This is a genomic window from Pseudomonas arvensis, from assembly GCF_056688935.1.
In genome coordinates this window covers 957113-981812 of sequence record NZ_CP162038.1, presented here as the reverse complement: position 1 = coordinate 981812, position 24700 = coordinate 957113, and the positions used below count along the sequence as shown (strand labels likewise).

At 60.3% G+C, this 24700-nt stretch carries 22 protein-coding genes; 8 read left to right on the top strand and 14 right to left on the bottom strand.

Going from position 1 to position 24700, the window contains the following annotated elements:
* Positions 1–63: 63 nt before the first annotated feature.
* The 6 genes from AB3G88_RS04400 to mreB all read right to left on the bottom strand — a co-directional run bounded on the left by AB3G88_RS04400 (position 64) and on the right by mreB (position 8890).
* Positions 64–3879, bottom strand: a complete 3816-nt coding sequence (locus tag AB3G88_RS04400; RefSeq protein ID WP_480453377.1) for a YhdP family protein — start codon at positions 3877–3879, stop codon at positions 64–66.
* 76 nt (positions 3880–3955) lie between these two features.
* Entirely contained in the window at positions 3956–5413 is a 1458-nt protein-coding gene (rng, locus tag AB3G88_RS04395; RefSeq protein ID WP_099587109.1) for a ribonuclease G, read from the bottom strand.
* Positions 5414–5483: 70 nt separating this feature from the next.
* Complete coding sequence (locus tag AB3G88_RS04390; protein ID WP_158878404.1) at positions 5484–6080, bottom strand: Maf family protein; 597 nt, start codon at positions 6078–6080, stop codon at positions 5484–5486.
* Between the two features lie 51 nt (positions 6081–6131).
* Positions 6132–6620: a rod shape-determining protein MreD gene (mreD, locus tag AB3G88_RS04385; RefSeq protein ID WP_099587107.1), complete on the bottom strand. Its 489-nt coding sequence runs from the start codon at positions 6618–6620 to the stop codon at positions 6132–6134.
* Entirely contained in the window at positions 6620–7714 is a 1095-nt protein-coding gene (gene mreC / locus AB3G88_RS04380) for a rod shape-determining protein MreC (RefSeq protein ID WP_112193474.1), read from the bottom strand. Before mreC ends, mreD begins: the two co-directional genes overlap by 1 nt.
* 138 nt (positions 7715–7852) lie before the next feature.
* On the bottom strand, positions 7853–8890 hold the full coding sequence (gene mreB / locus AB3G88_RS04375) for a rod shape-determining protein MreB (RefSeq protein WP_002555108.1): 1038 nt from the start codon (positions 8888–8890) through the stop codon (positions 7853–7855).
* 210 nt (positions 8891–9100) lie between these two features.
* Between mreB and gatC the strand changes: the two genes are divergently transcribed.
* The 6 genes from gatC (at position 9101) to AB3G88_RS04345 (ending at position 14264) form a co-directional block, all read left to right on the top strand.
* A complete protein-coding gene (gene gatC, locus AB3G88_RS04370) occupies positions 9101–9388 on the top strand; it encodes an Asp-tRNA(Asn)/Glu-tRNA(Gln) amidotransferase subunit GatC (RefSeq protein ID WP_003188556.1) in 288 nt (95 codons plus the stop codon).
* Positions 9389–9404: 16 nt separating this feature from the next.
* A complete protein-coding gene (gene gatA / locus AB3G88_RS04365; RefSeq protein WP_480453374.1) occupies positions 9405–10856 on the top strand; it encodes an Asp-tRNA(Asn)/Glu-tRNA(Gln) amidotransferase subunit GatA in 1452 nt (483 codons plus the stop codon).
* Positions 10857–10866: 10 nt separating this feature from the next.
* Positions 10867–12312 carry an Asp-tRNA(Asn)/Glu-tRNA(Gln) amidotransferase subunit GatB gene (gene gatB / locus AB3G88_RS04360; RefSeq protein ID WP_099587104.1) on the top strand — a complete coding sequence of 482 codons (1446 nt, stop codon included), beginning with the start codon at positions 10867–10869 and terminating at the stop codon, positions 12310–12312.
* Positions 12313–12409: 97 nt separating this feature from the next.
* A complete protein-coding gene (locus AB3G88_RS04355) occupies positions 12410–12781 on the top strand; it encodes a septal ring lytic transglycosylase RlpA family protein (RefSeq protein ID WP_099587103.1) in 372 nt (123 codons plus the stop codon).
* A 59-nt stretch (positions 12782–12840) separates the two neighbouring features.
* Positions 12841–13887 (top strand): calcium/sodium antiporter, encoded by a 1047-nt coding sequence (locus AB3G88_RS04350; RefSeq protein ID WP_480454409.1) that lies wholly within the window; start codon positions 12841–12843, stop codon positions 13885–13887.
* Positions 13884–14264, top strand: coding sequence for a carboxymuconolactone decarboxylase family protein (locus tag AB3G88_RS04345; protein WP_099587101.1), 381 nt, complete (start codon positions 13884–13886; stop codon positions 14262–14264). Before AB3G88_RS04350 ends, AB3G88_RS04345 begins: the two co-directional genes overlap by 4 nt.
* On the opposite strand, the gene AB3G88_RS04340 is transcribed toward AB3G88_RS04345, so the two are convergent.
* The 5 genes from AB3G88_RS04340 to kdgD all read right to left on the bottom strand — a co-directional run bounded on the left by AB3G88_RS04340 (position 14261) and on the right by kdgD (position 20814).
* Positions 14261–15202: an AEC family transporter gene (locus AB3G88_RS04340; protein ID WP_099587100.1), complete on the bottom strand. Its 942-nt coding sequence runs from the start codon at positions 15200–15202 to the stop codon at positions 14261–14263. The genes AB3G88_RS04345 and AB3G88_RS04340 overlap by 4 nt on opposite strands.
* Before the next feature lie 173 nt (positions 15203–15375).
* Positions 15376–16929, bottom strand: coding sequence for a galactarate dehydratase (gene garD, locus AB3G88_RS04335; RefSeq protein ID WP_480454408.1), 1554 nt, complete (start codon positions 16927–16929; stop codon positions 15376–15378).
* An 11-nt stretch (positions 16930–16940) separates the two neighbouring features.
* On the bottom strand, positions 16941–18305 hold the full coding sequence (locus AB3G88_RS04330) for an MFS transporter (RefSeq protein ID WP_099587098.1): 1365 nt from the start codon (positions 18303–18305) through the stop codon (positions 16941–16943).
* A 97-nt stretch (positions 18306–18402) separates the two neighbouring features.
* Positions 18403–19848 (bottom strand): aldehyde dehydrogenase family protein, encoded by a 1446-nt coding sequence (locus AB3G88_RS04325; protein ID WP_112193465.1) that lies wholly within the window; start codon positions 19846–19848, stop codon positions 18403–18405.
* A gap of 54 nt (positions 19849–19902) precedes the next feature.
* Positions 19903–20814: a 5-dehydro-4-deoxyglucarate dehydratase gene (gene kdgD, locus AB3G88_RS04320; RefSeq protein ID WP_032886251.1), complete on the bottom strand. Its 912-nt coding sequence runs from the start codon at positions 20812–20814 to the stop codon at positions 19903–19905.
* A 234-nt stretch (positions 20815–21048) separates the two neighbouring features.
* Here kdgD and AB3G88_RS04315 point away from each other — a divergent pair, with 234 nt between their 5' ends.
* Together AB3G88_RS04315 and AB3G88_RS04310 are read left to right on the top strand one after the other, a co-directional pair.
* Complete coding sequence (locus AB3G88_RS04315; protein ID WP_480453369.1) at positions 21049–22203, top strand: phospholipase; 1155 nt, start codon at positions 21049–21051, stop codon at positions 22201–22203.
* A 145-nt stretch (positions 22204–22348) separates the two neighbouring features.
* The gene (locus AB3G88_RS04310; protein ID WP_480453367.1) at positions 22349–22591 is read left to right on the top strand and encodes a hypothetical protein; all 243 of its coding nucleotides are present in this window, start codon (positions 22349–22351) and stop codon (positions 22589–22591) included.
* 37 nt (positions 22592–22628) lie between these two features.
* Here the strand turns inward: AB3G88_RS04310 and AB3G88_RS04305 are convergent, their stop codons facing one another.
* The 3 genes from AB3G88_RS04305 to AB3G88_RS04295 all read right to left on the bottom strand — a co-directional run bounded on the left by AB3G88_RS04305 (position 22629) and on the right by AB3G88_RS04295 (position 24587).
* On the bottom strand, positions 22629–23375 hold the full coding sequence (locus tag AB3G88_RS04305; RefSeq protein WP_159933000.1) for a FadR/GntR family transcriptional regulator: 747 nt from the start codon (positions 23373–23375) through the stop codon (positions 22629–22631).
* 157 nt (positions 23376–23532) lie between these two features.
* Positions 23533–23952, bottom strand: coding sequence for a ClpXP protease specificity-enhancing factor (locus AB3G88_RS04300; protein WP_099587093.1), 420 nt, complete (start codon positions 23950–23952; stop codon positions 23533–23535).
* A 17-nt stretch (positions 23953–23969) separates the two neighbouring features.
* Positions 23970–24587, bottom strand: coding sequence for a glutathione S-transferase N-terminal domain-containing protein (locus AB3G88_RS04295; RefSeq protein ID WP_099587092.1), 618 nt, complete (start codon positions 24585–24587; stop codon positions 23970–23972).
* Between the last annotated feature and the right edge of the window lie 113 nt (positions 24588–24700).

Here is a 24700-nt window from a genome sequence, read left to right as displayed (position 1 = left end):
GGGCCGACACTCCGTATGGACATTCACCAAAAAAAAAAGAGCCCCATGCTACTCCGCAGGCTCTCAGTTTGGTTTTTCAAATGGCTTGTCGAAGGTGATTTTTGGATCCTTCCACGGCCCTTCCACCTTGTATTGGACGCTGGCAAAACGCGAGACACGGTCACCGATCAGCTTGTCGATCAGGAACAACGCCCCGCCAATGGCGGGCGCGCCGACGATCAGCGCTGCGATCGGCAGGTTGTTGGTCACCGGCAATGTCACCAACAGCTTGGCATCGACGCGATCAGCCACCAGGTCCAAAGTACCGTTGAGTTCCAGGTTGCTCGACGGCCCGGTCAGCGTGATCGGCTCACGAGTGACGAACACACCATCGCTCGCTGCCAGCAGGCCTTTGACCCGGTCGTAACTCAACCCCTTGCCGAGCAGATCGGAGAAATCCAACCGCAGGCGGCGCCCGATGGAGTTGAAGTTGAGCAGGCCGAACACGCGCAGCGCCCGGGCACCCCCTTCCACTTCAACAAACTGACCTTTGCGAAACGCTGCATCCAGGCTACCGGAAAAGCGCTTCGGCCCGACCCAAGCCGGCGAACCCGGCCAACGTCCGTCCACATCCAGATGGAAGTCTTCGCTGGTGACCGTGGGCGCATATCCCCAGCCCTTGAGCACATCGGCGATGTTCTTGCCGTCCAGACGGCCTTTGTACCAACTGCTGCTGGTCCCGGCAGCGCCTTCCCATCCGCCGGCGCCCTTGAGCTGCATGCCCTTCAGGCCCAGGTCCAGATCGCTGAAAGCCAGGCCTTTGGTGGTTGGGCGGATTTTCAGCGACCATGCACCCACCAGATCGGGCCCCTGGAACAGTTGCGCAATGGCGATATCCAGCGCCGGAATGTCTTTTGGATCAATGCTGGCCAACGGGTCCGGCGCGTTTTCATCAGCCTGCACCGTCGGGTCCACCGCGGGTAATTTTACGTATTGCAGGTTGACTGCAATCGGCGCGCCCTTGGCATCCGGCAAGCTGACGCTGCCCTTGGCCTGCTGGCTGTCGAACTGCATGCCCCAGGCGGCGGGTTTTCGGTCCAACTGCAGACTGACCTGATCGAACTGAGTGCCCAAACCGGTGAGTTTGCCTATCTTGAAGTCGGCACCGCTGAGCAGTTGCTTTGCACTGCCGCCCGGGTCGTTGCCGGCATACCGGTTGACCAGTTTTTTCCATGGGTCGATGTCCAGCTCCGAGAGCACCCCACGAATACGCAAGCCCTTGGCGGCGGGCAGCACGGCGTCGCCATCGCCGAGGAACAACTCGCCACGGCCATCATTGAATTTGTCCGGCGGCGCGGCAAAGGTGAAATTGGCAAGCTCGCCGTAATCAAACCAGTAGCGGCGCTCGGCGCCCTGCAAGGTCATGCGGAACACGCTGTCACGCCCCTGGCTGGCTGGCATGCCGAACGGCGCCGGCAGGTCCACTGCAACGCCCTTGAGGTTGGAGCTGACCATTAGTTGGCTGTCGGCACCGTCCAGGTTGAGTTGCAACTGGTACGGGATATCGCCGGACACCGGCAACGGCTGGCTGATTTTCAACCAATCCGTCAACCGCTTGACCGTCACCTGCCCCCTGGCGGCGACACGGGTGCTGATATTGCCCGGTTTGCCGTCGGCAAAAATCTGCGCAGTGATCGGCCGATCAAACGCCTGGGCCGTGATTTTCTCGCCACTCAGGCCCTTGGCACTGTCGAAGCGGAAGTTGCCCTTGAGCTGGGTCAGGTCAAGGGTCGGCTCAGCCAGTTGCAGGCGCGCATTGTCGGTCTGGAAATCCACCACGATCTTGGGCTCGATGCCTTTGGCCAGCGGAACGTCCAAGTCCAATTTGCCTTGCAGGTCACCTTCGCCTTTCCAGCCCGCGAAGGTGGAAGCAGTGCCAATCGGCGCTTCCTGGAGAATCTTCAGTCCATCACCCAAGCCGCCGGCAAAACCACCCGTGAGCAGCAGATGGCTTTCCTTGCCGGACGGTGTGTGGGGAATATTGACGTAGATGTCATTGACCTTGGTATCCAGCAGTTGACCCTTGCTGGCCAGGATGCGCACGCCGGTCTCTTCGACAAACACCTCACCCTTGACCTTGCTCACATGGGGCCAGCCTGGCTGGAACGCCAATTCGGCGTCATGCACCTTGAAGAACAGGCTGATGTTGCGCGCAGCCGGCAACGCGTCGTGGTTCAGCGAACCCTGATACTGGAAGAAACCTTGATCCACCGCGCCCTTGAGAATCGCCGTGCGCAACCACTCATCCAGTGCTGGGCTCAACACCGCTGGCAGGTACTTGGCAGTGAAACGCCCATCGCCGTCGACCATGCCGACCCGCAGGTCCATATAGTCTTCCTGGCTGTGGTCGAAATGCAGGCGGATCAGGAAGTCCGCAGCGATCTTGCCCTCTTCTCCCAGCACCTTGATGTACGGGGCGATCAGGGTGAAGCCTTCTTTGTCCAGCTTCCAGGTCAGGCGCGCATTGGCCTGAAGGTACTGCCAGGGCTTGGCGAAGATTGGATCGAGATGCAGGGAAAAATCCTTGCTGTCCATGCGCAACTCGCCACCGCCAAGGTCCCCGCTGATGCTGCCGGACACGTTTCGCGCCGCCGGTGCGCCGAAATAGGCGTCGAAGCCGACCCGCTCAAGGTTGGCGGCAAAACTGACTTTTTGATCGGTGGTGTCTTCAGGGCGAAAATCCACCAGCACATTACGTAGCAGGCCGGTGGCCTTCAGATGTTCGAGGGTCTTGGCGAAACCTTCGGGCAGCGGCGCCAGGGCGTTGAGCAACGGCGTGATCGGGGTCAGGTCGAGGCGGTCCGCCTGCAGCTTCCAGACTTCCTGCGCCTTGTCGGTGGCCAGGGTCTGCTGCAATTGCAGGCGCGACTCCCAACGGGTTTCGCCCAGGCTCATCGCCAGCGAATCAAACAGCACCTTAAGGCCGGTATCACTGCGTTGCAGGTAAGCCGTGAGGGCAAGGTTTTCGATGTGCACCGGCTTGCGCTCGGCGTAGCGGCCCTTCAGCTGTGGCGAGTTGAGACGTACCACCGCACTTTGCACAGTGCCTTTGCTCCAGTTCAGCCAGAACTCACCGCCGGCCTTGAACTGCGAAAGTGTCCACTGCTGGGTCAGCCTGGCCGGGATCCACTTGGCCCAGTCGCTCTGCGGCAGGCTGAGGTAGGCCTGAATCTCAGCGTCCTTCCATTGACTGGCACGAATGCGGCTGCGCAGGCTGAGCGCCAGGGGCTGGCCGTCCGGCAAGGTCAGGCGTGCGTCCAGGCGTTGACGGGTGATGCCGGTGTGCAAGCTCAGGCCCACGTAGGTCAATGTGACCGGTGCCTGATCGAACGGTTGCAAGGTGACCTGGCTGTCGAGCAACGACACGCGCTTGACCATCTGCATGCGCTTGAGTAACTGCTGCGGATCCAGCGGCTGATCGTCCTGCACCGGCAGACCCTGAAGCGCCCAATGGCCGTCCTTGTCTTCCTTGGCGCTCAGTTGCAGGCCACTGACCTGCAGGTGCGAAAGACGCACCTCACGCGCCATCAGGCTGTCCCAGATAGCCGGCACCACCTCGACCTGATCCAGGCGCAAGGCGCTGCTGCCCTCGCCGACCATCACATCATGGGCCAGCAGCACCGGTGCGAAACCGCTCCAGCGCCCTTCAAGGCTGCCGATGTGCAGTGGCATGCCCACCGCCGCCTGGGCCTTGGCTTCGACTTCGGCGCGGTATTCAGCCACCAGCGGGGTCAATTCACGACCCAGGCTCACATACACCGCAGCCAATACCAGCAGCAAGGCACAGAGGCCCAGGCCCCAACGGGTCAAAGCGGCAAAAAAGCGTATCAGACGCTCCATGTCAGGCGACCCTCAAGGCAGTAGGCGGACGGCAGATCAAGGTCTGCCCGTCTCGAAGAAAGAAAGCGAATGGGGATCAGAGCAGCACCACGTCGTATTGTTCCTGGGAATACATGGTTTCAACCTGGAAACGGATCGTGCGGCCGATAAACCCCTCCAGCTCGGCAACGTTACCGGACTCTTCGTCCAGCAGGCGATCAACCACTTTCTGGTTGGCGAGGACTCTATAACCTTCAGCCTGATAAGCCCGTGCCTCCCGTAAGATTTCCCGGAAAATCTCGTAGCAAACCGTTTCGGGGGTCTTCAACTTACCGCGACCCTGGCAACTGCTGCACGGCTCGCACAGCACCTGCTCCAGGCTTTCGCGGGTGCGCTTGCGGGTCATCTGCACCAGGCCCAGCTCGGTTATACCGATGATGTTGGTCTTGGCGTGATCGCGCTCCAGTTGTTTTTCCAGGGTGCGCAGCACCTGGCGCTGGTGATCTTCGTCTTCCATATCGATGAAGTCGATGATGATGATGCCGCCCAGGTTGCGCAGGCGCAGTTGGCGCGCAATCGCGGTGGCCGCTTCGAGGTTGGTCTTGAAGATTGTCTCTTCGAGGTTGCGATGACCAACGAAAGCGCCCGTGTTGACGTCGATGGTGGTCATGGCTTCCGCCGGGTCTACCACCAGATAGCCGCCGGACTTGAGCGGCACCTTGCGTTCCAGGGCTTTCTGGATTTCGTCTTCGACGCCATACAGGTCGAAGATCGGCCGCTCGCCGGGGTAGTGTTCCAGGCGGTCGGCAATTTCCGGCATCAACTCGGCCACAAATTGCGTGGTTCGCTGGAAGGTTTCCCGCGAGTCGATGCGGATTTTCTCAATCTTGGGGCTGACCAGATCGCGCAATGTGCGCAGGGCCAGGCCCAGGTCCTCATAGATGACACTTGGCGCGCCGATGGTCTTGATCTGCGCGCCGATCTGGTCCCACAGGCGCCGCAGGTAACGGATGTCCATCAGGATTTCATCAGCACCCGCGCCTTCAGCGGCAGTACGCAGGATGAAACCGCCGGCCTCCTTGATGCCTTCGGCGGCCACGCAGTCGCTGACCACCTTTTTCAGACGTTCGCGTTCCGCTTCATCTTCGATTTTCAGGGAAATGCCGACGTGGGCGGTACGCGGCATATACACCAGGTAACGCGACGGAATCGACAACTGGGTGGTCAGGCGTGCGCCTTTGGAACCGATGGGGTCCTTGGTGACTTGCACCACCAGGCTCTGCCCTTCATGCACCAGGGCGCTGATGCTTTCTACCGTCGGCCCTTCGCGCAGGGAAATTTCCGAAGCATGGATAAACGCAGCGCGGTCCAGGCCGATGTCGACGAATGCCGCCTGCATCCCCGGCAATACCCGCACGACTTTGCCTTTATAGATATTGCCCACGATCCCGCGCTTTTGGGTGCGCTCAACGTGCACTTCTTGCAGAACACCGTTCTCTACCACCGCCACGCGCGATTCCATCGGCGTGATATTGATCAGAATCTCTTCACTCATGGCTGGGTCTCGTTCAGGCGTTTTCACAATAGTGGCCGGTCGCTTAAGGCTGGGCGCTGGTGCAAGGCGTTTAGCGCACGGTAAGGTTTTGCCAACAGGGTATGCCGAATCGGGCAAGCAGTTGCGCGGTTTCGCACACCGGCAGCCCTACAACGGCGGAATAGCTGCCATTGAGACCGGCGACAAACACCGAGCCAAGCCCTTGAATAGCATAGCCGCCCGCCTTGTCCCGGGGTTCGCCGCTGTGCCAGTAGGTTGTCGCTTCTTCGACAGAAATCGCGCGAAAACGTACACGACTGCTTACACATTGGGTTTCACAGCGCTGGCCGTCGGTAAGGGCAATAGCGGTGAGCACTTCATGCTCACGTTTCGCCAAGGCCATCAACATCGCCAGGGCATCGGCCTGGTCAACCGGCTTGCCGAGGATCTGACCGTCCACGATCACTGCCGTGTCAGCGCCCAACACACAAGCGCCCGGCGAATGCTCAAGCGCGGAAAATCCCGCCGCCGCCTTGCCGCGCGCAAGACGCTCGACGTAGGCAACAGCCGATTCATTGGTAAGAGGAGTTTCATCGATAGCCGCGCTGACCACGGTGAAGGGCACACCGATCTGGGTCAGCAGTTCACGCCGTCTTGGGGAGCCCGAGGCCAGATAAAGCGAATTCATTGCAGTCTCTCCCTGTGGGGTTCGATAACCAGGCAGAGCCTCGCAATCCATTCAATTGATTTTATAGCGCCGACTCAACCCACGCAGACCGAAGCTGATCCAGGGCCACAAGAGCGCACTGACCAGGGCTGGCAATACCAGCGCCAGGGTTGGCTGACGGTTACCGGTCAAGGCGCTGAGCCACAGTTGCACCAACTGCGCCAGGCCGAAGATTACCAGGATCACCAGGCACTGCTGCCACATCGGGAACATGCGCAAACGCTGCTGCAACGACAGCACCAGGAAGGTGATCAGGGTCAGGATCAACGCGTTCTGGCCCAGCAAGGTGCCATACAGCACATCTTCCGCCAACCCCAGGAACATGGCCGTGACCATACCCACTTTATGCGGCAGGTTCAGCGACCAGAAGGCCAGCAGCAAGGCCAGCCAGAGCGGTCGCAGGATTTCCATGAATTGGGGCAGCGGGGAAACGCTGAGCAGCAGCCCGACAGCGAATGTCAGCCAGACGATCCAGCCATTGCTCGAATGAGTACCGGCCATTATTCCTCCCTCTGCCGCGTGGTGGCCGGGGCTGCGGCCGCAGGCCTCACAGCAGGCGTCGTGGTGGCGGGTGGTTTCGCCGCTGTCGGTTTCACCGGCGTTGCACTATGGGCCGCTGGTTTGGCCGGCGTGACCACCGGAGCAACTGCCGGAGCAACAGGAGTCGCTACTGCGGGCTTGGGTACGGTCGCAGGAATCACCGGCGCAGTGCCGTTCTTCTTGTCTTCCGCTTCCTGAGCCTGGGCGGCGTCGTTGGCACGCTCTTCCGGCGTGCGGTTGTCGCTGAACACCAGCAGTAGATAGCGGCTGCGGTTCAGGGCGGCAGTGGGCACGGCGCGCACAATGGCGAAAGGCTGGCCGGAATCGTGGATCACTTCCTTGACCGTCGCCACCGGGTAACCCGCCGGGAACCGCTGGCCCAGGCCGGAGCTGACCAGCAGGTCACCTTCCTTGATGTCGGCCGTGTCGGCGACGTGACGCAATTCAAGGCGCTCAGGGTTGCCGGTGCCGCTGGCAATCGCACGCAAGCCGTTACGGTTGACCTGCACCGGAATGCTGTGGGTCGTGTCCGTCAGCAGCAGCACCCGCGAGGTGTAGGGCATCAGCTCGACTACCTGCCCCATCAGGCCACGGGCATCCAGTACCGGCTGACCGAGGACCACACCGTCGCGCTCACCCTTGTTGATGATGATGCGGTGGGTAAAGGGATTCGGGTCCATGCCGATCAACTCGGCCACTTCGACCTTTTCGTTGACCAGTGCCGAAGAGTTGAGCAGCTCGCGCAGCCGAACGTTCTGCTCGGTGAGGGCCGCGAGCTTTTGCATGCGCCCCTGCAACAGCAGGTTTTCGGTCTTGAGTTTTTCGTTTTCGGCGACGAGTTCGGTGCGGCTGCCGAATTGGCTGGCCACCCCCTGGTAGAGCCGTTGCGGCAGATCGGTGACCCAGTATGTCTGCATCAACACCAGCGACATCTGGCTACGCACCGGCTTGAGCAGTGAGAAGCGGGCATCGACCACCATCAACGCGACCGAAAGCACGACCAGCACCAGTAAGCGCACGCCCAATGAGGGGCCTTTGGCGAAAAGCGGTTTAATAAGCCGCTCCTCCCAGGCAAATGTTCTCTTTATTCATACGGCATCTAACCGGCCTGGATGCAGATTGAAGAAGATAAACGCCAACAGGCAGCACTGCAAAGTGCTGCCTGCGGGCGAAACATGGAGTAACCAACGATCTTATTCGCTGGAAAGCAGGTCCATGGTGTGTTTATCCATCATTTCCAGTGCACGACCACCGCCACGCGCAACGCAGGTCAGCGGGTCTTCGGCGACGATCACCGGCAGGCCGGTTTCCTGGGCCAGCAACTTGTCGAGGTCGCGCAGCAAGGCGCCACCACCGGTCAGTACCAGGCCACGCTCGGCGATATCGGAAGCCAGCTCCGGCGGCGATTGCTCCAGGGCGCTCTTCACAGCCTGAACGATGGTGGCCAGGGACTCTTGCAGAGCTTCCAGCACTTCGTTGGAGTTCAGGGTGAAGGCACGTGGAACGCCTTCGGCCAGGTTGCGACCGCGAACATCGACTTCGCGCACTTCGCCGCCTGGGTAAGCGGTACCGATTTCCTGCTTGATGCGTTCGGCGGTGGATTCGCCGATCAGGCTGCCGTAGTTACGACGCACATACGTGATGATCGCTTCGTCGAAGCGGTCGCCGCCCACGCGCACGGATTCTGCGTACACCACACCGTTCAGGGAAATCAGGGCGATCTCGGTAGTACCACCACCGATATCCACCACCATCGAACCGCGGGCTTCTTCAACCGGCAGGCCGGCACCGATCGCAGCAGCCATTGGCTCTTCGATCAGGAACACTTCACGGGCACCGGCGCCAAGGGCCGATTCACGAATGGCACGACGCTCAACCTGGGTGGACTTGCATGGAACGCAGATCAGCACACGAGGGCTGGGCTGCAGGAAACTGTTTTCGTGAACCTTGTTGATGAAGTACTGCAGCATCTTCTCGCAGACACTGAAGTCGGCGATCACGCCGTCCTTCATCGGACGAATGGCGGCAATATTGCCTGGTGTACGGCCGAGCATGCGCTTGGCCTCGGTGCCGACGGCAACGACACTTTTCTGATTACCATGGGTCCGAATGGCCACAACCGATGGCTCATTCAGAACGATACCGCGCTCGCGCACGTAAATAAGGGTGTTGGCAGTGCCCAGGTCAATGGAAAGATCGCTGGAAAACATGCCACGCAGTTTCTTGAACATGGGGAAAGGACCCTAGGCAACGCGTGGGTAAAAAAGTGCGGCAAACTCTAACAACGACAGGGATTTTGGGCAAGGCGCCAATGTGCTAAATTGGCCGACTTTCTGTGCACCAACCCCCACAATCGCGGCCATATGACCGTAGAAATGCGGTAGTGTTCCGACAATCTAACACACGGACAGCCTCCGTTCTGTTTTCCACTGGAGATTCCCATGGCGCTTGAACGCTCCGACGTGGAAAAAATCGCGCATCTGGCCTCGCTTGGCCTCAATGACGCCGATCTTCCACAGACCACCGCAGCCCTGAACAGCATTCTCGGGCTGGTTGACCAAATGCAGGCCGTGAACACCGACGGCATCGAGCCCCTGGCTCACCCGCTGGAAGCCAGCCAGCGCCTGCGCGCAGACGTCGTGACCGAGCGCAATAATCGCGAGGCCTACCAGTCCATCGCACCAGCGGTCGAAAACGGCCTGTACCTGGTTCCGAAAGTCATCGACTAAAGGGAAAGAGCCTTTCATGCATCACATGACTCTGGCCGAGATCGCCCGCGGTCTCGCCGACAAAACGTTTTCCTCCGAAGAGCTGACCAAGACCCTGCTGGCGCGTATTACTGCGCTGGATCCCAAGGTCAACAGCTTCATCAGCCTCACCGAAGAACTGGCCCTGAGCCAGGCCAAGGCCGCCGACGTACGTCGCGCCAACGGTGAAAACGGCGCACTGCTGGGCGCTCCAATCGCCCACAAAGACCTGTTCTGCACCCAGGGCATACGCACCAGCTGCGGCTCGAAGATGCTCGACAACTTTAAAGCGCCCTACGACGCCACCGTGGTGTCCAAGCTGGCTGCCGCCGGGGCCGTGACCTTGGGCAAGACCAACATGGACGAATTCGCCATGGGTTCGGCCAACGAGTCGAGCTACTACGGCGCGGTAAAAAACCCGTGGAACCTGAAACACGTGCCAGGCGGTTCGTCCGGCGGTTCGGCTGCTGCCGTCGCCGCGCGCTTCCTGCCGGCCGCCACGGCCACCGACACCGGCGGCTCCATTCGCCAACCGGCTGCCTTCACCAACCTCACCGGGTTGAAGCCGACCTACGGTCGCGTTTCCCGCTGGGGCATGATCGCGTACGCATCCAGCCTCGATCAGGGCGGCCCGCTGGCCCGCACCGCTGAAGACTGCGCAATATTGTTACAAGGCATGGCTGGCTTTGATCCACAGGACTCAACCAGCATCGATGAGCCCGTGCCGGACTACAGCGCCAGCCTGAACACCTCGCTCAAAGGCCTGCGCATAGGCGTGCCGAAGGAATACTTCAGCGCCGGTCTTGACCCGCGCATCGCCGAATTGGTGCACAACAGCATCAAGACGCTGGAAGGCCTGGGCGCCGTGATCAAGGAAATCAGCCTGCCGAACAACCAGCACGCGATTCCTGCCTACTACGTGATCGCGCCGGCAGAAGCCTCCTCCAACCTGTCGCGTTTCGACGGCGTGCGTTTTGGCTACCGCTGCGAAAACCCGAAAGACCTCACCGACCTCTACAAACGCTCCCGTGGCGAAGGCTTCGGTGCCGAAGTACAACGCCGGATCATGGTCGGTGCCTACGCCTTGTCGGCGGGTTATTACGACGCGTACTACCTCAAGGCGCAAAAGATCCGTCGCCTGATCAAGAACGACTTCATGGCGGCCTTTGAAGAAGTCGACGTGATCCTCGGTCCAACCACGCCGAACCCGGCCTGGAAGATCGGCGCCAAGACCGGCGACCCGATTGCCGAGTACCTGGAAGACCTCTACACCATCACCGCCAACCTCGCGGGCTTGCCGGGCCTGTCCATGCCGGCCGGCTTCGTCGATGGCCTGCCGGTGGGCGTGCAATTGCTCGCACCGTATTTCCAGGAAGGCCGCCTGCTCAATGTGGCGCACCAGTACCAGTTGAACACCGACTGGCACACTCGCACCCCTACCGGCTTCTGAGGAGAACACTATGCAATGGGAAGTTGTGATCGGGCTGGAGATTCATACCCAGCTCGCCACCCAATCGAAGATTTTCTCCGGTAGCGCCACCACGTTCGGCTCCGAGCCCAACACCCAGGCCAGCCTGGTCGACCTGGGCATGCCCGGCGTTTTGCCGGTGCTGAACCAGGAAGCGGTGCGCATGGCGGTGATGTTCGGCCTGGCGATTGACGCCGAGATCGGCCAGCACAACGTGTTTGCGCGCAAGAACTACTTCTACCCGGACCTGCCCAAGGGCTACCAGATCAGCCAGATGGAATTGCCGATCGTCGGCAAGGGCTACCTGGACATCCCGCTGGAAGACGGCACCATCAAACGTGTCGGCGTCACCCGCGCCCACCTGGAAGAAGACGCCGGCAAAAGCCTGCATGAAGAGTTCAACGGTGCCACCGGCATCGACCTGAACCGCGCCGGCACGCCGCTGCTGGAGATCGTGTCCGAGCCGGACATGCGCAGTGCCAAGGAAGCCGTGGCCTACGTCAAGACCATCCACGCACTGGTGCGCTACCTGGGCATCTGCGACGGCAACATGGCCGAAGGCTCGCTGCGTTGCGACTGCAACGTGTCGGTGCGGCCAAAAGGCCAGGCCGAGTACGGTACCCGCTGCGAGATCAAGAACGTCAACTCGTTCCGTTTCATCGAGAAGGCGATCAACACCGAAGTGCGTCGCCAGATCGAACTGATCGAAGACGGCGGCAAGGTGATCCAGCAGACCCGCCTCTACGACCCGAACAAAGACGAAACCCGCGCCATGCGCAGCAAGGAGGAAGCCAACGACTACCGTTACTTCCCCGACCCGGACCTGTTGCCGGTGGTCATCGAGGACTCGTTCCTGGATGACATCCGCGCCACCCTGCCGGAATTGCCGCCGCAAAAACGCGAGCGCTTCCAAGAGCAGTTCGGCCTGTCGGTCTACGACGCCAGCGTATTGGCGTCCAGCCGCGAGCAAGCCGACTACTTCGAAAAAGTCGTGAGCATTGCCGGCGACGCCAAGCTGGCGGCCAACTGGGTCATGGTTGAACTGGGCAGCCTGCTGAACAAGCAGGGCCTGGAAATCGACGAAGCCCCAGTGACCGCCGAACAGCTGGGCGGCATGCTGCTGCGCATCAAGGACAACACCATCTCCGGCAAGATTGCGAAGACTGTGTTTGAAGCGATGGCCGCGGGCGAAGGCAATGCTGACGAGATCATCGAGAAACGCGGTCTCAAGCAGGTCACCGACAGCGGCGCCATCTCGGCGGTACTGGATGAGATGCTGGCGGCCAACGCCGAGCAGGTCGAACAATACCGCGCGGCAGACGAAGCCAAGCGCGGCAAGATGTTCGGCTTCTTTGTCGGCCAAGCCATGAAAGCCTCTAAAGGCAAGGCCAACCCCCAACAGGTGAACGAACTGCTGAAAAGCAAGCTCGAAGGCTGACAGCGGTGAAGGGGCCAAGCCAGATTTCATGCTCGGCTCGGACCTCCTGTGGGAGGGGGCAAGCCCCCTCCCACATTTGATAATGGGGATACCTTGAATGACCCGTTTACTTGGCCTTTTAGCCCTGTTCTCCCTGTTGACCGGTTGCGCCAGCGGCCTCATCAATCCCAACGGCTACGACGAAACCGGCACCGCTTCCTATTACGGCGCCCGGCACCATGGCAAGAAAACCGCCAGCGGTGAACCTTTCAACCAGAACGCCCTGACCGCCGCCCACCGGCAACTGCCGTTCGGCACCCGAGTCAAGGTCACCAATCTCGACAACGACAACTCCGTCGTGGTCCGCATCAATGATCGCGGCCCGCATACCCGTGGGCGCCTGATCGATCTTTCCCGCGAAGCCGCCGAGCAACTCGGCATGCTGCGCAGCGGTACTGCGCGGGTTCGCGTGCAGGCCATGAGCAACTAACCAGGAGGGCTCTGACCATTTTTGGATTATCCACCCTGTCGCCCTGGAGCCTGCTCGAACTGGTCAGCGGCCTTGTGCTGCTGATCGTCGGCGCCGAAATTTTGGTGCGCGCGGCGGTGCGCCTCGCGGCCAGTCTCAAGGTACGGCCATTGATCATCGGCCTGACCATCGTGGCCTTCGGCAGCAGCGCGCCACAGATGACCGTCAGCCTGCAGGCGACCCTGTCCGGCAATACCGATATCGCCGTGGGCAGCGTGATCGGCAGCAGCATCTTCAACATCCTGGTGACCATCGGCCTGTCGGCGCTGATCATCCCTTTGCGGGTCTCGCGCCAGTTGGTGCGCCTGGATATCCCGGTGATGATTCTCGCCGGCCTGTTGGTGTTTACCCTGGCGGCCAATGAAGAACTGACGCCGGTCGATGGCCTGCTACTGCTGATCGCCCTGATCGCCTATCTTGGCGTGCTGCACTACCAGACCCGCCACTCGCGCCGCCCGCGCACGCTGGACACGGTGACCCGAGCGCCCTGGCTGAGCAGCGTATTGCTGATGCTCGGCGGCTTTCTGATCCTGGTGCTGGCCGGCCACCTGTTGCTCGGCGCGGCGGTGGACGTGGCCAGCGACCTGGGCCTGTCGGAACGCATCATTGGCCTGACGCTGATCGGCGTCGGCACCTCGCTGCCGTGCCTGGCCACTTCGCTGATTGCCGCCCTGCGCGGCGAGCGGGAAATTGCCGTGGGCAACGTGATCGGCAGCAACCTGTTCAACTTGCTGGGTGTGCTGGGGCTGACGGCACTGCTGGCGCCATCGCCGCTGTCGGTGTCGCCCAACGCCCTGGATTTCGACCTGCCGGTGATGCTCGGCGTGGTGGCGCTGTGCCTGCCGGTGTTCTATACCGGTTACCGCGTGACCCGCGCCGAAGGCCTGGTGTTACTGGGGTTGTACCTGGCGTATGGGCTGCATGTGATGGCGTTCACCACCGGCATGCCCCTGGCCACCAAACTCGAACAATTGATGCTGCATTACATCCTGCCAGCGCTGGTGGTGTTCCTGGTGCTCACCTCGCTGCGCGCCTGGCGCCGCCAACACAAGAGGGAATCGCAATGACCGATCAGAAAAAACCCGGGGTTGAGATGCGTCGCCAGGTCATGGGCGATGTATTCGTCGACCGCGCATTGGGCAATGCCACCGAGTTCAGCCAGCCGCTGCAGGATTTCGTCAATGAACATGCCTGGGGCAGTGTGTGGAACCGCGAAGGGTTGCCGCTGAAGACGCGCAGCCTGATCACCCTGGCGGCGCTGACTGCGCTCAAGTGCCCACAAGAGCTGAAGGGGCACGTACGCGGTGCACTGAACAATGGCTGCACCGTGGAAGAGATTCGCGAAGCATTGCTGCACTGTGCGGTGTACGCAGGGGTGCCGGCGGCGATCGATGCGTTTCGTGCTGCCCAGGAAGTGATCGATACCTACCAGAAAGAAGCTTAGATCCAGCCACCCGCCTGCAACACAAAAATACCGATATTCGTGGTCACCGCCGCCATCAAGGTGGTGATCACAATAATCGCCGCCGCCAGCTCGTGATTACCTTCGGCCGCCCTCGCCATCACGAAACTGGCGGCGGCCGTCGGCGCGCCGAAGTACAGGAACAGAATCCCCAATTCCGGCCCGCGAAAGCCCAGCAGCCAGGCGCCCAGCGTGGCGACCACCGGCAACCAGACCATCTTCATCAGGCTCGCGCTCAGCGCCATATTGCCGCTTTTGCGCAACGCTGCCAGGGACAAGGTGCCGCCAATGCAGATCAAGGCCAGCGGCAAGGTGGTGTCCGCCAGGTATTGCATGGATTTTTCCAGCCAGCCAGGCAGGCCAATCTGAAAATACGCAAACGGCGCCGCCACGATCACGCTGATGATCAGCGGGTTGGCCACCACACTCTTGAAGATGCTCCAGGGGTCGGACTTGATCACCGGGCTGTACACCGCCAGCACAATGGTCGATAGGGTGTTGTAGAACAGGATCACCAGCGCCGCGAGGATTGCACCGAGAGAGATGCCGTAGTCGCCGTACATGCTGGCGGCCAAGGCCAGGCCGATCACCCCGTTATTGCCGCGAAACGCGCCTTGGGTATAGATGCCCCGGTCTTCGCGCTTGCAGCGAAAAATCGCCCAGCCCCAGGCCAACGCAAAGCTCGCCAGCGTGGCGACGGCGAAATAGATCAGCAGACCCGGCTTGAGCGCCGAGTGCAGGTCGGCATGCAGGATGCCCAGAAACAGCAGCGCCGGCATGGTGACGTTGAACACCAGGGACGAAGCCGTGTGGATAAAGTTGTCGTTGATCCAATTGATGCGCTTGAGCAGCACACCCAGAAACAGCATGGCGAATACCGGCGCGGTGATGGTGAGGGTGGTGAGGAAGATAGCCAGCATGCCGGGGAGAACCTTGGTGAGCGTCGTTAGGTGGCTAATGATAAGCCATACAAACGCGCAGTGCCCGATAGACCACTATCGGGGACAAGCCCCTCCCACATTCGACCACATTTCAAATGTTAGAACTCGGTCAAGGTGGGAGGGGGCTTGCCCCCGATGCAGGCGACTCGGTCTCAGGTAATCGGCGCCGGGTTGAACAACGTGATGTCATTGTGCAGCTTGTGATGCTCCGCCCAGGTCTGCTTCTTGCCGCTGGCCACGTCCAGGTAGAAGTGGAACAACTCCCAGCCCAACTCCTCGATGCTCGCCCGCCCGGTGGCAATGCGCCCAGCGTCGATATCGATGAGGTCCGGCCAACGCTGCGCCAATTCCGTACGGGTCGACACTTTCACCACTGGCGCCATCGCCAGCCCATAAGGCGTGCCACGGCCGGTGGTAAACACGTGCAGGTTCATCCCCGCCGCCAATTGCAGCGTACCGCAGACAAAATCACTGGCCGGCGTCGCGCAGAAGATCAGGCCCTTGCTCTTGAACCGCTCGCCAGGGCCCAGCACGCCGTTGATCGCGCTGCTGCCGGACTTGACGATCGAGCCCAAGGACTTCTCGACAATGTTCGACAACCCGCCCTTCTTGTTGCCCGGCGTGGTATTGGCGCTGCGATCTGCTTCGCCCTTGGCCAGGTAACGGTCGTACCAGTCCATTTCCCTGACCAGTTCCTCGGCCACTTCCTTCGTCTGCGCCCGAGATGTCAGCAAGTAGATGGCATCGCGTACTTCAGTGACTTCGGAAAACATCACCGTCGCCCCGGCTCGCAGCAACAAGTCCGAGGCGTAACCCAGCGCGGGGTTGGCGGTGATGCCGGAAAACGCATCACTGCCGCCGCACTGCATGCCCAGGATCAGTTCGGACGCCGGCACGGTTTCGCGGCGGCGCTGGTCGAGTTTCTTCAGGCGGATTTCGGCCAGTTCCATGATCTGCTCGATCATCTCGGTAAAGCCGTGGCTGGAATCCTGCAGCTTGTACAACCACGGCTCGCTCAGGTCGACCGAGCTGTCGTTGTCGTGCATCACCTGCCCGGCCTGCAATTTCTCGCAGCCCAGGCCGATCACCAAGGCTTCGCCCCCCAGGTTTGGGTTGCGCGCCAGGTTGCGCACGGTTCGGATCGGGATATAGGCATCCGTCGCGGTAATTGCCACGCCACAGCCGTAGCTGTGGGTCAGCGCCACCACGTCATCGACATTCGGGTACTTGGGCAGCAATTCGTCCTTGATGCGCTTGACCGCATGGTCCAGCACCCCGGTCACGCACTGCACCGTGGTGGTGATTCCAAGGATATTGCGCGTGCCCACGGTCCCGTCGGCGTTGCGATAACCCTCGAACGTAAACCCTTCCAGCGGCGCCTGGGTTTGCGGCACATCAGTGGACAAAGGCAAGCTGTCCAGCGGCGGCGCGGTAGGCATGCGCAGTTGATCTTCCTGGACCCAACTGCCGCGTGGAATCGGCGCCAAGGCATAACCGATGGTCTGGCCGTAGCGAATAATCTGACCGCCTTCGGGGATATCTTCCAGGGTCACTTTATGGCTCTGGGGGATGAACTCCAAGGTCACCAGGCCGTCCGGGAACTCGGTCCCGGCCGGTACGCCCTGGTCATTGACCACGATCACTACGTTGTCACGCTCGTGCAAACGAATCGAGCGCGGCGAGTCGGCATGTTCAATCAACTGCATCACGGTGCCTCTCAGGAATGCGCTTCGGTTAGGTTGGTCAACTCTGGCCCCTTGCTTGGCGGCTCTTTGAGTACTACACGCTTGATCGGGCCGACGATAACCAGGTAGCTGAACACCGCCACCAGCGCGTTGGCGCCGACGAACACCAGGGCCCATTTGAAGGAACCGGTGGTGCTGATGATGTAGCCGATCACGATGGGCGTGGTGATCGAAGCCAGGTTACCAAAGGTGTTGAACAAGCCGCCGCTGAGGCCGGCGATCTGTTTCGGCGAAGTGTCGGACACCACCGCCCAACCCAGTGCGCCAACGCCTTTGCCGAAGAAAGCCAGGGCCATAAAGCCCACGACCATCCATTCAACGTCGACGTAATTACACGCGATGATACTGCTGGAGACCAGCAGGCCAGCGATGATCGGTGCCTTGCGGGCGAAGGTCAGGGAATGGCCCTTGCGCAGCAGGTAGTCGGAAATCACACCGCCGAGCACACCGCCGATAAACCCGCAGATCGCCGGCAACGAGGCAATGAAACCGGCCTTGAGGATGGTCATGCCACGGTCCTGTACCAGGTACACCGGGAACCAGGTCAGGAAGAAGTAAGTGATGCCGTTGATGCAGTACTGGCCCAGGTACACGCCGAGCATCATGCGATTGGTCAGCAACTGCCGGATGTAATCCCACTTCGGCCCGTCAGTTTTCTTACCTTTGCCTTTGTCCTGGTCCATATCGACCATCGCACCATTGGCGGCGATGTGATTGAACTCGGCTTCGTTGATCATCGGATGCTGGCGCGGGCTGTGGATAACTTTCAGCCAGATCAGCGAGAACACGATGCCGATCACGCCCATCACGATAAACACGTGCTGCCAGCCGAAGCGGTAGACGATCCAGCCCATCAATGGCGCGAACAACACCGTGGCGAAGTACTGCGCCGAGTTGAAGATCGCCGACGCCGTGCCGCGTTCAGCGGTCGGGAACCAAGCCGCGACAATACGAGCGTTACCGGGGAAGGACGGCGCTTCGGCCAGGCCCACCATGAAGCGCAGCATGAACAGCGCAACAACCGCAGTGGAGACGCCAAACTCACCGACGTAGCCTTGCAGCACAGTGAACAGCGACCAGGTGAAGATGCTCAGGGCATAGACTTTTTTCGAGCCGAAACGGTCCAGCAGCCAGCCGCCGGGGATTTGCCCGGCCACGTAGGCCCAACCGAATGCAGAGAAGATATAACCGAGGGTGACCGCGTCGATGCCGAGGTCTTTTTGCAGGCTGGAGCCCGCGATGGCGATGGTGGCCCGGTCGGCGTAGTTGATCGTGGTCACCAGGAACAGCATGAGCAGGATCAAATAGCGGACGTGGGTCGGCTTGGTCGCTTGCATGTAGAAGTACTCCCACTAATTATTTTTTTTGCGGGTAATAGTTATGTGTGTTCAGTGTGGGAGCCGGCAGGCGTCCGGCTCCCACGGGTAGTGCGTGTTACGAGCCGATGTAGCTGGTTTTCACCACGGTGTAGAACTCTTGTGCATAGCGACCTTGCTCCCGCGAGCCATAGGATGAGCCTTTACGGCCACCGAATGGAACGTGGTAATCCACGCCTGCCGTCGGCAGGTTGACCATCACCATCCCCGCCTGGGAGTGGCGTTTGAAGTGGTTGGCGTATTTCAACGACGTGGTGGCAATGCCCGCCGACAGGCCGAACTCGGTGTCGTTGGCCATGGCCAGCGCCGCCTCGTAGTCCGCTACGCGCACCACGTTGGCCACCGGGCCGAAGATCTCTTCACGGCTGATGCGCATGGCGGCTTCGCTGTCGGCAAACAGTGTCGGCGCCAGGTAGTAGCCTTCAGTGTCGCAGGTCACCAGGCCGCCACCGCTGACCAGCCGCGCGCCTTCGCTTTGGCCGATGTCGATGTATTTCAGGTCCTGGTCCAACTGAGCCTGGGAAACCACTGGGCCGATGTCGGTACCGCTTTTCAGCGCGTGGCCGACCTTGATCGACTTCATACGCTCGGCCATGGCCGCGACGAACTGGTCGTGAATCCCGGCAGTCACGATCAAACGGCTGGACGCGGTGCAACGCTGGCCAGTGGAGTAGAACGCGCTCTGCACCGACAGCTCGACGGCCTGCTTGAGGTCGGCGTCGTCGAGGATGATCTGCGGGTTCTTGCCGCCCATTTCCAACTGCACTTTGGCCTGGCGCGACACGCAGCTGACAGCGATCTGACGGCCCACACCCACGGAACCGGTGAAGCTGATGCCGTCGACTTTCGGGCTGTTGACCAGCACGTCGCCAACCACACGACCACTGCCCATCACCAGGTTAAACACGCCGGCCGGGAAACCGGCGCGGGAGATGATTTCGGCCAGGGCCCAGGCGCAGCCCGGAACCAGTTCCGCCGGTTTGATCACTACGCAGTTGCCGTAGGCCAGGGCCGGGGCGATCTTCCACGCAGGGATGGCGATCGGGAAGTTCCATGGGGTGATCAGGCCGACCACGCCGAGGGCTTCGCGAGTGACTTCAACATTGACGCCCGGACGCACCGACGGCACGTAGTCGCCGGACAAACGCAGGCATTCACCGGCGAAGAACTTGAAGATGTTACCGGCGCGGGTCACTTCACCGATGGCTTCCGGCAGGGTCTTGCCCTCTTCACGGGCCAGCAGGGTGCCGAGCTCTTCGCGGCGGGCGAGGATTTCGCTGCCGACTTTATCCAGCGCGTCATGACGCGCCTGGATGCCGGACGTGGACCAGGCCGGGAATGCAGCACGGGCGGCGTCGATGGCGGCGTTGACTTGGGCGACGTCTGCCTTGGCATATTCACCAATGACGTCAGACAACTCCGAAGGATTGAGGTTGGTGCAGTAGTCGGCGCCGGTTACCCACTCGCCATTGATGTAGTTTTCAAAACGCTTTGCTTGGGACACGAATCTTCTCCTGACGCAAAAGGCCGCTGATTACTCAGCGGCCTTGTTAATGGGTTATTGCGGACCTTGCTTGTCGATCAGCGCGGCCAGGGCTTCGTATTCTTCCGGCAGCAGGTCGGTCAGCGGCGTACGCACCGGACCTGCGTCATAGCCGGCGATTTTTGCACCGGCCTTGACGATGCTCACGGCATAACCGGATTTGCGGTTACGGATGTCCAGGTAAGGCAGAAAGAAGTCGTCGATGATCTTGGCGACGGTGGCGTGATCATCCTTGGCAATGGCGTGGTAGAAGTCCATCGCGGTTTTCGGAATGAAGTTGAACACCGCCGAGGAGTACACCGGCACGCCCAGGGCCTTGTAGGCAGCGGCGTAAACCTCTGCAGTCGGCAGGCCGCCGAGGTAACTGAAACGGTCGCCCAGACGACGGCGGATCGACACCATCAACTCGATGTCACCCAGGCCATCCTTGTACCCGATCAGGTTCGGGCAGCGCTCGGCCAGGCGTTCCAGCAGCGGAGCGGTCAGGCGGCACACGTTACGGTTGTAGACCACCACGCCGATTTTTACCGATTTGCACACGGCTTCAACGTGGGCGGCAACGCCGTCCTGGCTGGCTTCGGTGAGGTAGTGCGGCAGCAGCAGCAGGCCTTTGGCGCCCAGGCGTTCGGCCTCTTGGGCGTATTCGATGGCCTGGCGCGTGGAACCGCCTACACCGGCGAGGATCGGCACGCTGGTGGCGCAGGTATCAACAGCGGTCTTTACCACTTGGGAATATTCGCTGGCCGCCAGGGAGAAAAACTCACCCGTGCCACCTGCGGCGAACAACGCGGTGGCGCCATAAGGGGCCAGCCATTCAAGGCGCTTGATGTAGCCCGCTTGGTGGAAGTCACCCTGGGCGTTGAAATCGGTCACCGGGAAAGACAGCAGACCGTGGGAGAGGATGGACTTCAGCTCTTGTGGATTCATTATTCGAACACCCTGGGTAAAGACTTTCTGTCGAAAGATTGTTGTTGGTTTTGGTGATGTCGTACGTCATCGTACAACTATAAAAAGATTCGTCAACTGCAATTCATCGGCCTTCACCTGAAACCGTGTTGAGACAGCAGTTCTTGACGTAGGAAATTTATCCTCTATGCTCGCAATAGCTGTATATACATACAGCTATTAAGGAAGATTCCTACGACATAGCAAGGAGCTAACATGTCAGGTCTTGATCTCGCAGTACCCGAAAGAACCCAACCGGCCCTGCGTTTCGAAGGCGGCGAACACACCGCCATCGGCGACGACACGCTGTTGCGCTTTACCACCGACGCCCCACCCATTCCCGCCCAACAAATCGAACTGCACCTGCCCAACGGGCTGGCACTGAGCGACGGCCAAGTCATTGCCCTGGGCGGTGACTTCTATGGCATTCCCGGCAAGCCGATCAGTGATGGCGCCTCCCCTGCCGAGCGCGTGCAACGCTTTACCGCCGCCTTTAACTCGCTGGCGGTGCTGCCTGCCTCGCGGCAAGAAGCCGGTAAGATCCTCGCGGTGATGCAAAAGGAAATCAGCGCGGTCAACCAAGCCATCAAAGATGGCAAACAACCCCATGAAGCCTACGACGCGTTGGGTGACACGTTGTCCGAAGAATGGAACCGCATCACCGGGGGCGGGAGTGCGGTCTCGGCACTGGTACCGCTGGGGCGTTACCTGAAACTGGCGGCGGACAACGCCGACCACTTCGGCGAATGGGCACTTTCGGCCTACCTGGCAGGGCACACGGCAGCGTTGCAACAGGCGGTGATCGCTCATCACACCGGTACCGATCAGGCATTGGAACTGGCCTACGCAATGAACAGTTTTGCTGATCACTTCTTGACCGATCTGTTTTCCGCCGGTCATCTGCGGGTGCCGCGCAAGCAACTGGCAGCGGTGGTCACGCCGGGCGAGCTGGGTTCATTGATCAGTCGCTTCATGCACGATGAAGACAGCAAATTCGGACTCAAGGTGCGCAATGCCATGGGTGACGAGTGGCATGCCTATGGCGATAAACGCTACTTCGACGCCATCGATGCGGCCAATCGCGTGCAGGTCAAACGCGCCGTCCAGGCATCCGCCGATGAGATCTTCGAGACCTTCATCAGCGGTGTGGCGCCCTCCCCGGCCAACTTCAAGGCACCGTTGTACGTGCCGGACCTGAATGCAGCACAGAACCCGGCGAATAACTTCTCGCCGCTGTTCAAGCTGGAGGGAGACAAAGTACTGCGTCGCAAGGACGTGAATGACCTGAACGACAAGCACTGGACGGATGATTGGTGGGGGTGGAGTACGTATTTGTTGCTGAAGGATTACAAGCCGAATACGCCGATTTAACCGGCACCGCTTGTCGACACTGTGATTTCTAACAGTTATGCGCAGTTCTTCAAGGGCGGATAACACACCTCAGGAGCTAAGGCATTAGCTCCTGAGTCGGGACTGATTTCTGCTTCTTTTACGCATGTTGATGAGAGGGTATGTCATGAAAACCACTGATGAAATTTTCGGACTGCTGGCCACCGGTTTCGAAGCCAATCGGGATAAAAAAGATCAAGACTTTGATCCCTATATACCTTTGGCCGAGATGATTGCTGACGAGAACGAAAGGCGTCGTGTGATTGAAGAATCAGTAGAGGAGCTTCAGTTAAAACTTCCTGACAACGTGGCGAAAGAAGAGACACTAGACTCGCTAGCGTCCCATATCCAAAAAATGCAAACGTCATAGAAAATCGCTGAACGGCATATGAGCCAACTGATGACAATCAACCTGCCTTTTCAGCCTCTTCATGGGCATGGCGCAGCCGCTCGCGGCTGTTGGTCAGGTGCAAACGCATCGCCGCCCGCGCCGCATCCGAATCCTGACGGGCGATCGCCTCGTAGATCTCTTCGTGCTCGCGGCTCAGGCGCCCCATGTAATGCTGCTGGTCATCATGGGCCAGGCGCGCCGAATTCAGGCGGGTACGCGGAATGATGCTGGTGCCCAGGTGGGTCATGATGTCGGTGAAGTAGCGGTTACCGGTGGACAGCGCGATTTCCAGGTGGAACGCGAAGTCGGATGCGACCGCATCGCCGGCGTGCGCCGCACTTTCATTCAGGGCATCCAGCGCCGCGCGCATGGCGGCCAGTTGCTCATCGCTGCGGCGCAGGGCGGCCAGGCCAGCGGACTCCACTTCCAGACTGATGCGCAACTCCAGGATCGCCAGTACATCGCGCAATGTCACCACTGTCGCCGGGTCAATGCGGAAACCGCTTGGGCTTGGCGTGTCCAGCACGAACGTGCCGATGCCATGGCGGGTTTCCACTTGCCCTGCGGCCTGCAAACGGGAGATGGCTTCACGCACTACCGTGCGACTGACGCCATGGGCTTCCATGATCGCGGACTCGGTGGGCAGCTTGTCGCCCCGTTTGAGTTCGCCGTCACGGATCTGCTCGGACAGCACCGTGACCAATTCCTGGGCAAGGCTGCGGCGCTTGCGGGGAAGACGAGGGGCGGTGCTGGCGTTTTCCATGTGGGGTCATCTATCTCGGTTGAGTAAAGAGGCATCATAGCCCATGGTGGTTGTACGATCACTGTTCAGTCGCGACTTTCACTTATATCCTGCGCGCAAAAAAATGCCTCGATACAGATCGAGGCATTTTTCCAGCACACCCGAAGGCGAATGCCGCTTACTTCACCACTTTCAGGCTAGGCCGGCCGCTTGGACGCGGTGGCTCGGCATCCGGTGGTGGCAAATCATCACCGTCTTCGTTTTCGATCGATTCGTCGTCCTCGAAAGGCGACTCCAGATCAAACACCATGCCTTGGCCATTCTCACGGGCGTAGATCCCGAGAATGGCGCCAATTGGCACGTAGAGCGTATGCGGCACACCGCCAAAACGCCCTTCGAAACTGACCGCTTCATTGTCCATGTGCAGGTGGCGCACGGCACTCGGCGATACGTTCAGCACAATCTGTCCGTCACTGGCAAAACCCTGCGGTACCTGAACCGCAGCAAATTCGGAATTGACCAGCATGTGCGGGGTGCAATCGTTATCCACAATCCACTCGTAGAGCGCGCGGACCAGGTAAGGTCGACTGGAGTTCATCAACGGCTCCTTAAGCCTTAGCGCATATCGCGTTCGACACCAGACAGACTCGCCTGGAAAGCCTCACGCGCAAACTGGCGCTCCATGTAATCAAGCAGCGGCTTGGCGGGCCGCGGCAGTTCAATACCGAGAATCGGCAAACGCCAGAGTATCGGTAATAGGCAGCAATCCACCAAACTTTGTTCCTCACTCAGGAAAAAAGGTTTGTCGGCGAACAGCGGCGAAACACCGGTCAGGCTCTCGCGCAATTCCTTGCGCGCCACGACACGGGCCGCCTCTTTACTGCGCGAATCCAGAATCACATCCACCAGCCCACACCAGTCGCGCTGGATCCGATGGATCAGCAGGCGGCTGTTGGCACGCGCCACCGGATACACCGGCAGCAAAGGCGGATGAGGGTAACGCTCATCCAGGTATTCCATCACCACGGTCGACTCCCACAACGCCAGGTCACGATCGACCAGGGTGGGCAAGCTGCCGTAAGGGTTCACTTCGATCAGCTTTGGCGGATGACGGCCCGCCTCCACAGTGATGATCTCGGCGCTGACACCCTTCTCTGCGAGCACGATACGTACTCGGTGGGAATAGTGGTCGGCGGGGTCGGAGTAACAGGCCAACCGATTGGTCACGCCCATGGCGGTCCTCCTCGCTTGTTGAAATTATCGAAAGCTCAAAAACGAGCGCGCCCAGAAAGCATCTCTGTAACGGCGGTTCAACCCGTCGCTACGTATTCAGAGATGCCGCTGGG

Excerpts from the sequence above, each read along its gene's own strand:
- AB3G88_RS04400 (WP_480453377.1), bottom strand. The coding sequence starts at position 3,879 with ATGGAGCGTCTGATACGCTTTTTTGCCGCTTTGACCCGTTGGGGCCTG.
- rng (WP_099587109.1), bottom strand. The coding sequence starts at position 5,413 with ATGAGTGAAGAGATTCTGATCAATATCACGCCGATGGAATCGCGCGTG.
- AB3G88_RS04390 (WP_158878404.1), bottom strand. The coding sequence starts at position 6,080 with ATGAATTCGCTTTATCTGGCCTCGGGCTCCCCAAGACGGCGTGAACTG.
- mreD (WP_099587107.1), bottom strand. The coding sequence starts at position 6,620 with ATGGCCGGTACTCATTCGAGCAATGGCTGGATCGTCTGGCTGACATTC.
- mreB (WP_002555108.1), bottom strand. The coding sequence starts at position 8,890 with ATGTTCAAGAAACTGCGTGGCATGTTTTCCAGCGATCTTTCCATTGAC.
- gatC (WP_003188556.1), top strand. The coding sequence starts at position 9,101 with ATGGCGCTTGAACGCTCCGACGTGGAAAAAATCGCGCATCTGGCCTCG.
- gatA (WP_480453374.1), top strand. The coding sequence starts at position 9,405 with ATGCATCACATGACTCTGGCCGAGATCGCCCGCGGTCTCGCCGACAAA.
- gatB (WP_099587104.1), top strand. The coding sequence starts at position 10,867 with ATGCAATGGGAAGTTGTGATCGGGCTGGAGATTCATACCCAGCTCGCC.
- AB3G88_RS04355 (WP_099587103.1), top strand. The coding sequence starts at position 12,410 with ATGACCCGTTTACTTGGCCTTTTAGCCCTGTTCTCCCTGTTGACCGGT.
- AB3G88_RS04345 (WP_099587101.1), top strand. The coding sequence starts at position 13,884 with ATGACCGATCAGAAAAAACCCGGGGTTGAGATGCGTCGCCAGGTCATG.
- AB3G88_RS04340 (WP_099587100.1), bottom strand. The coding sequence starts at position 15,202 with ATGCTGGCTATCTTCCTCACCACCCTCACCATCACCGCGCCGGTATTC.
- garD (WP_480454408.1), bottom strand. The coding sequence starts at position 16,929 with ATGCAGTTGATTGAACATGCCGACTCGCCGCGCTCGATTCGTTTGCAC.
- AB3G88_RS04330 (WP_099587098.1), bottom strand. The coding sequence starts at position 18,305 with ATGCAAGCGACCAAGCCGACCCACGTCCGCTATTTGATCCTGCTCATG.
- kdgD (WP_032886251.1), bottom strand. The coding sequence starts at position 20,814 with ATGAATCCACAAGAGCTGAAGTCCATCCTCTCCCACGGTCTGCTGTCT.
- AB3G88_RS04315 (WP_480453369.1), top strand. The coding sequence starts at position 21,049 with ATGTCAGGTCTTGATCTCGCAGTACCCGAAAGAACCCAACCGGCCCTG.
- AB3G88_RS04310 (WP_480453367.1), top strand. The coding sequence starts at position 22,349 with ATGAAAACCACTGATGAAATTTTCGGACTGCTGGCCACCGGTTTCGAA.
- AB3G88_RS04305 (WP_159933000.1), bottom strand. The coding sequence starts at position 23,375 with ATGGAAAACGCCAGCACCGCCCCTCGTCTTCCCCGCAAGCGCCGCAGC.
- AB3G88_RS04300 (WP_099587093.1), bottom strand. The coding sequence starts at position 23,952 with ATGAACTCCAGTCGACCTTACCTGGTCCGCGCGCTCTACGAGTGGATT.
- AB3G88_RS04295 (WP_099587092.1), bottom strand. The coding sequence starts at position 24,587 with ATGGGCGTGACCAATCGGTTGGCCTGTTACTCCGACCCCGCCGACCAC.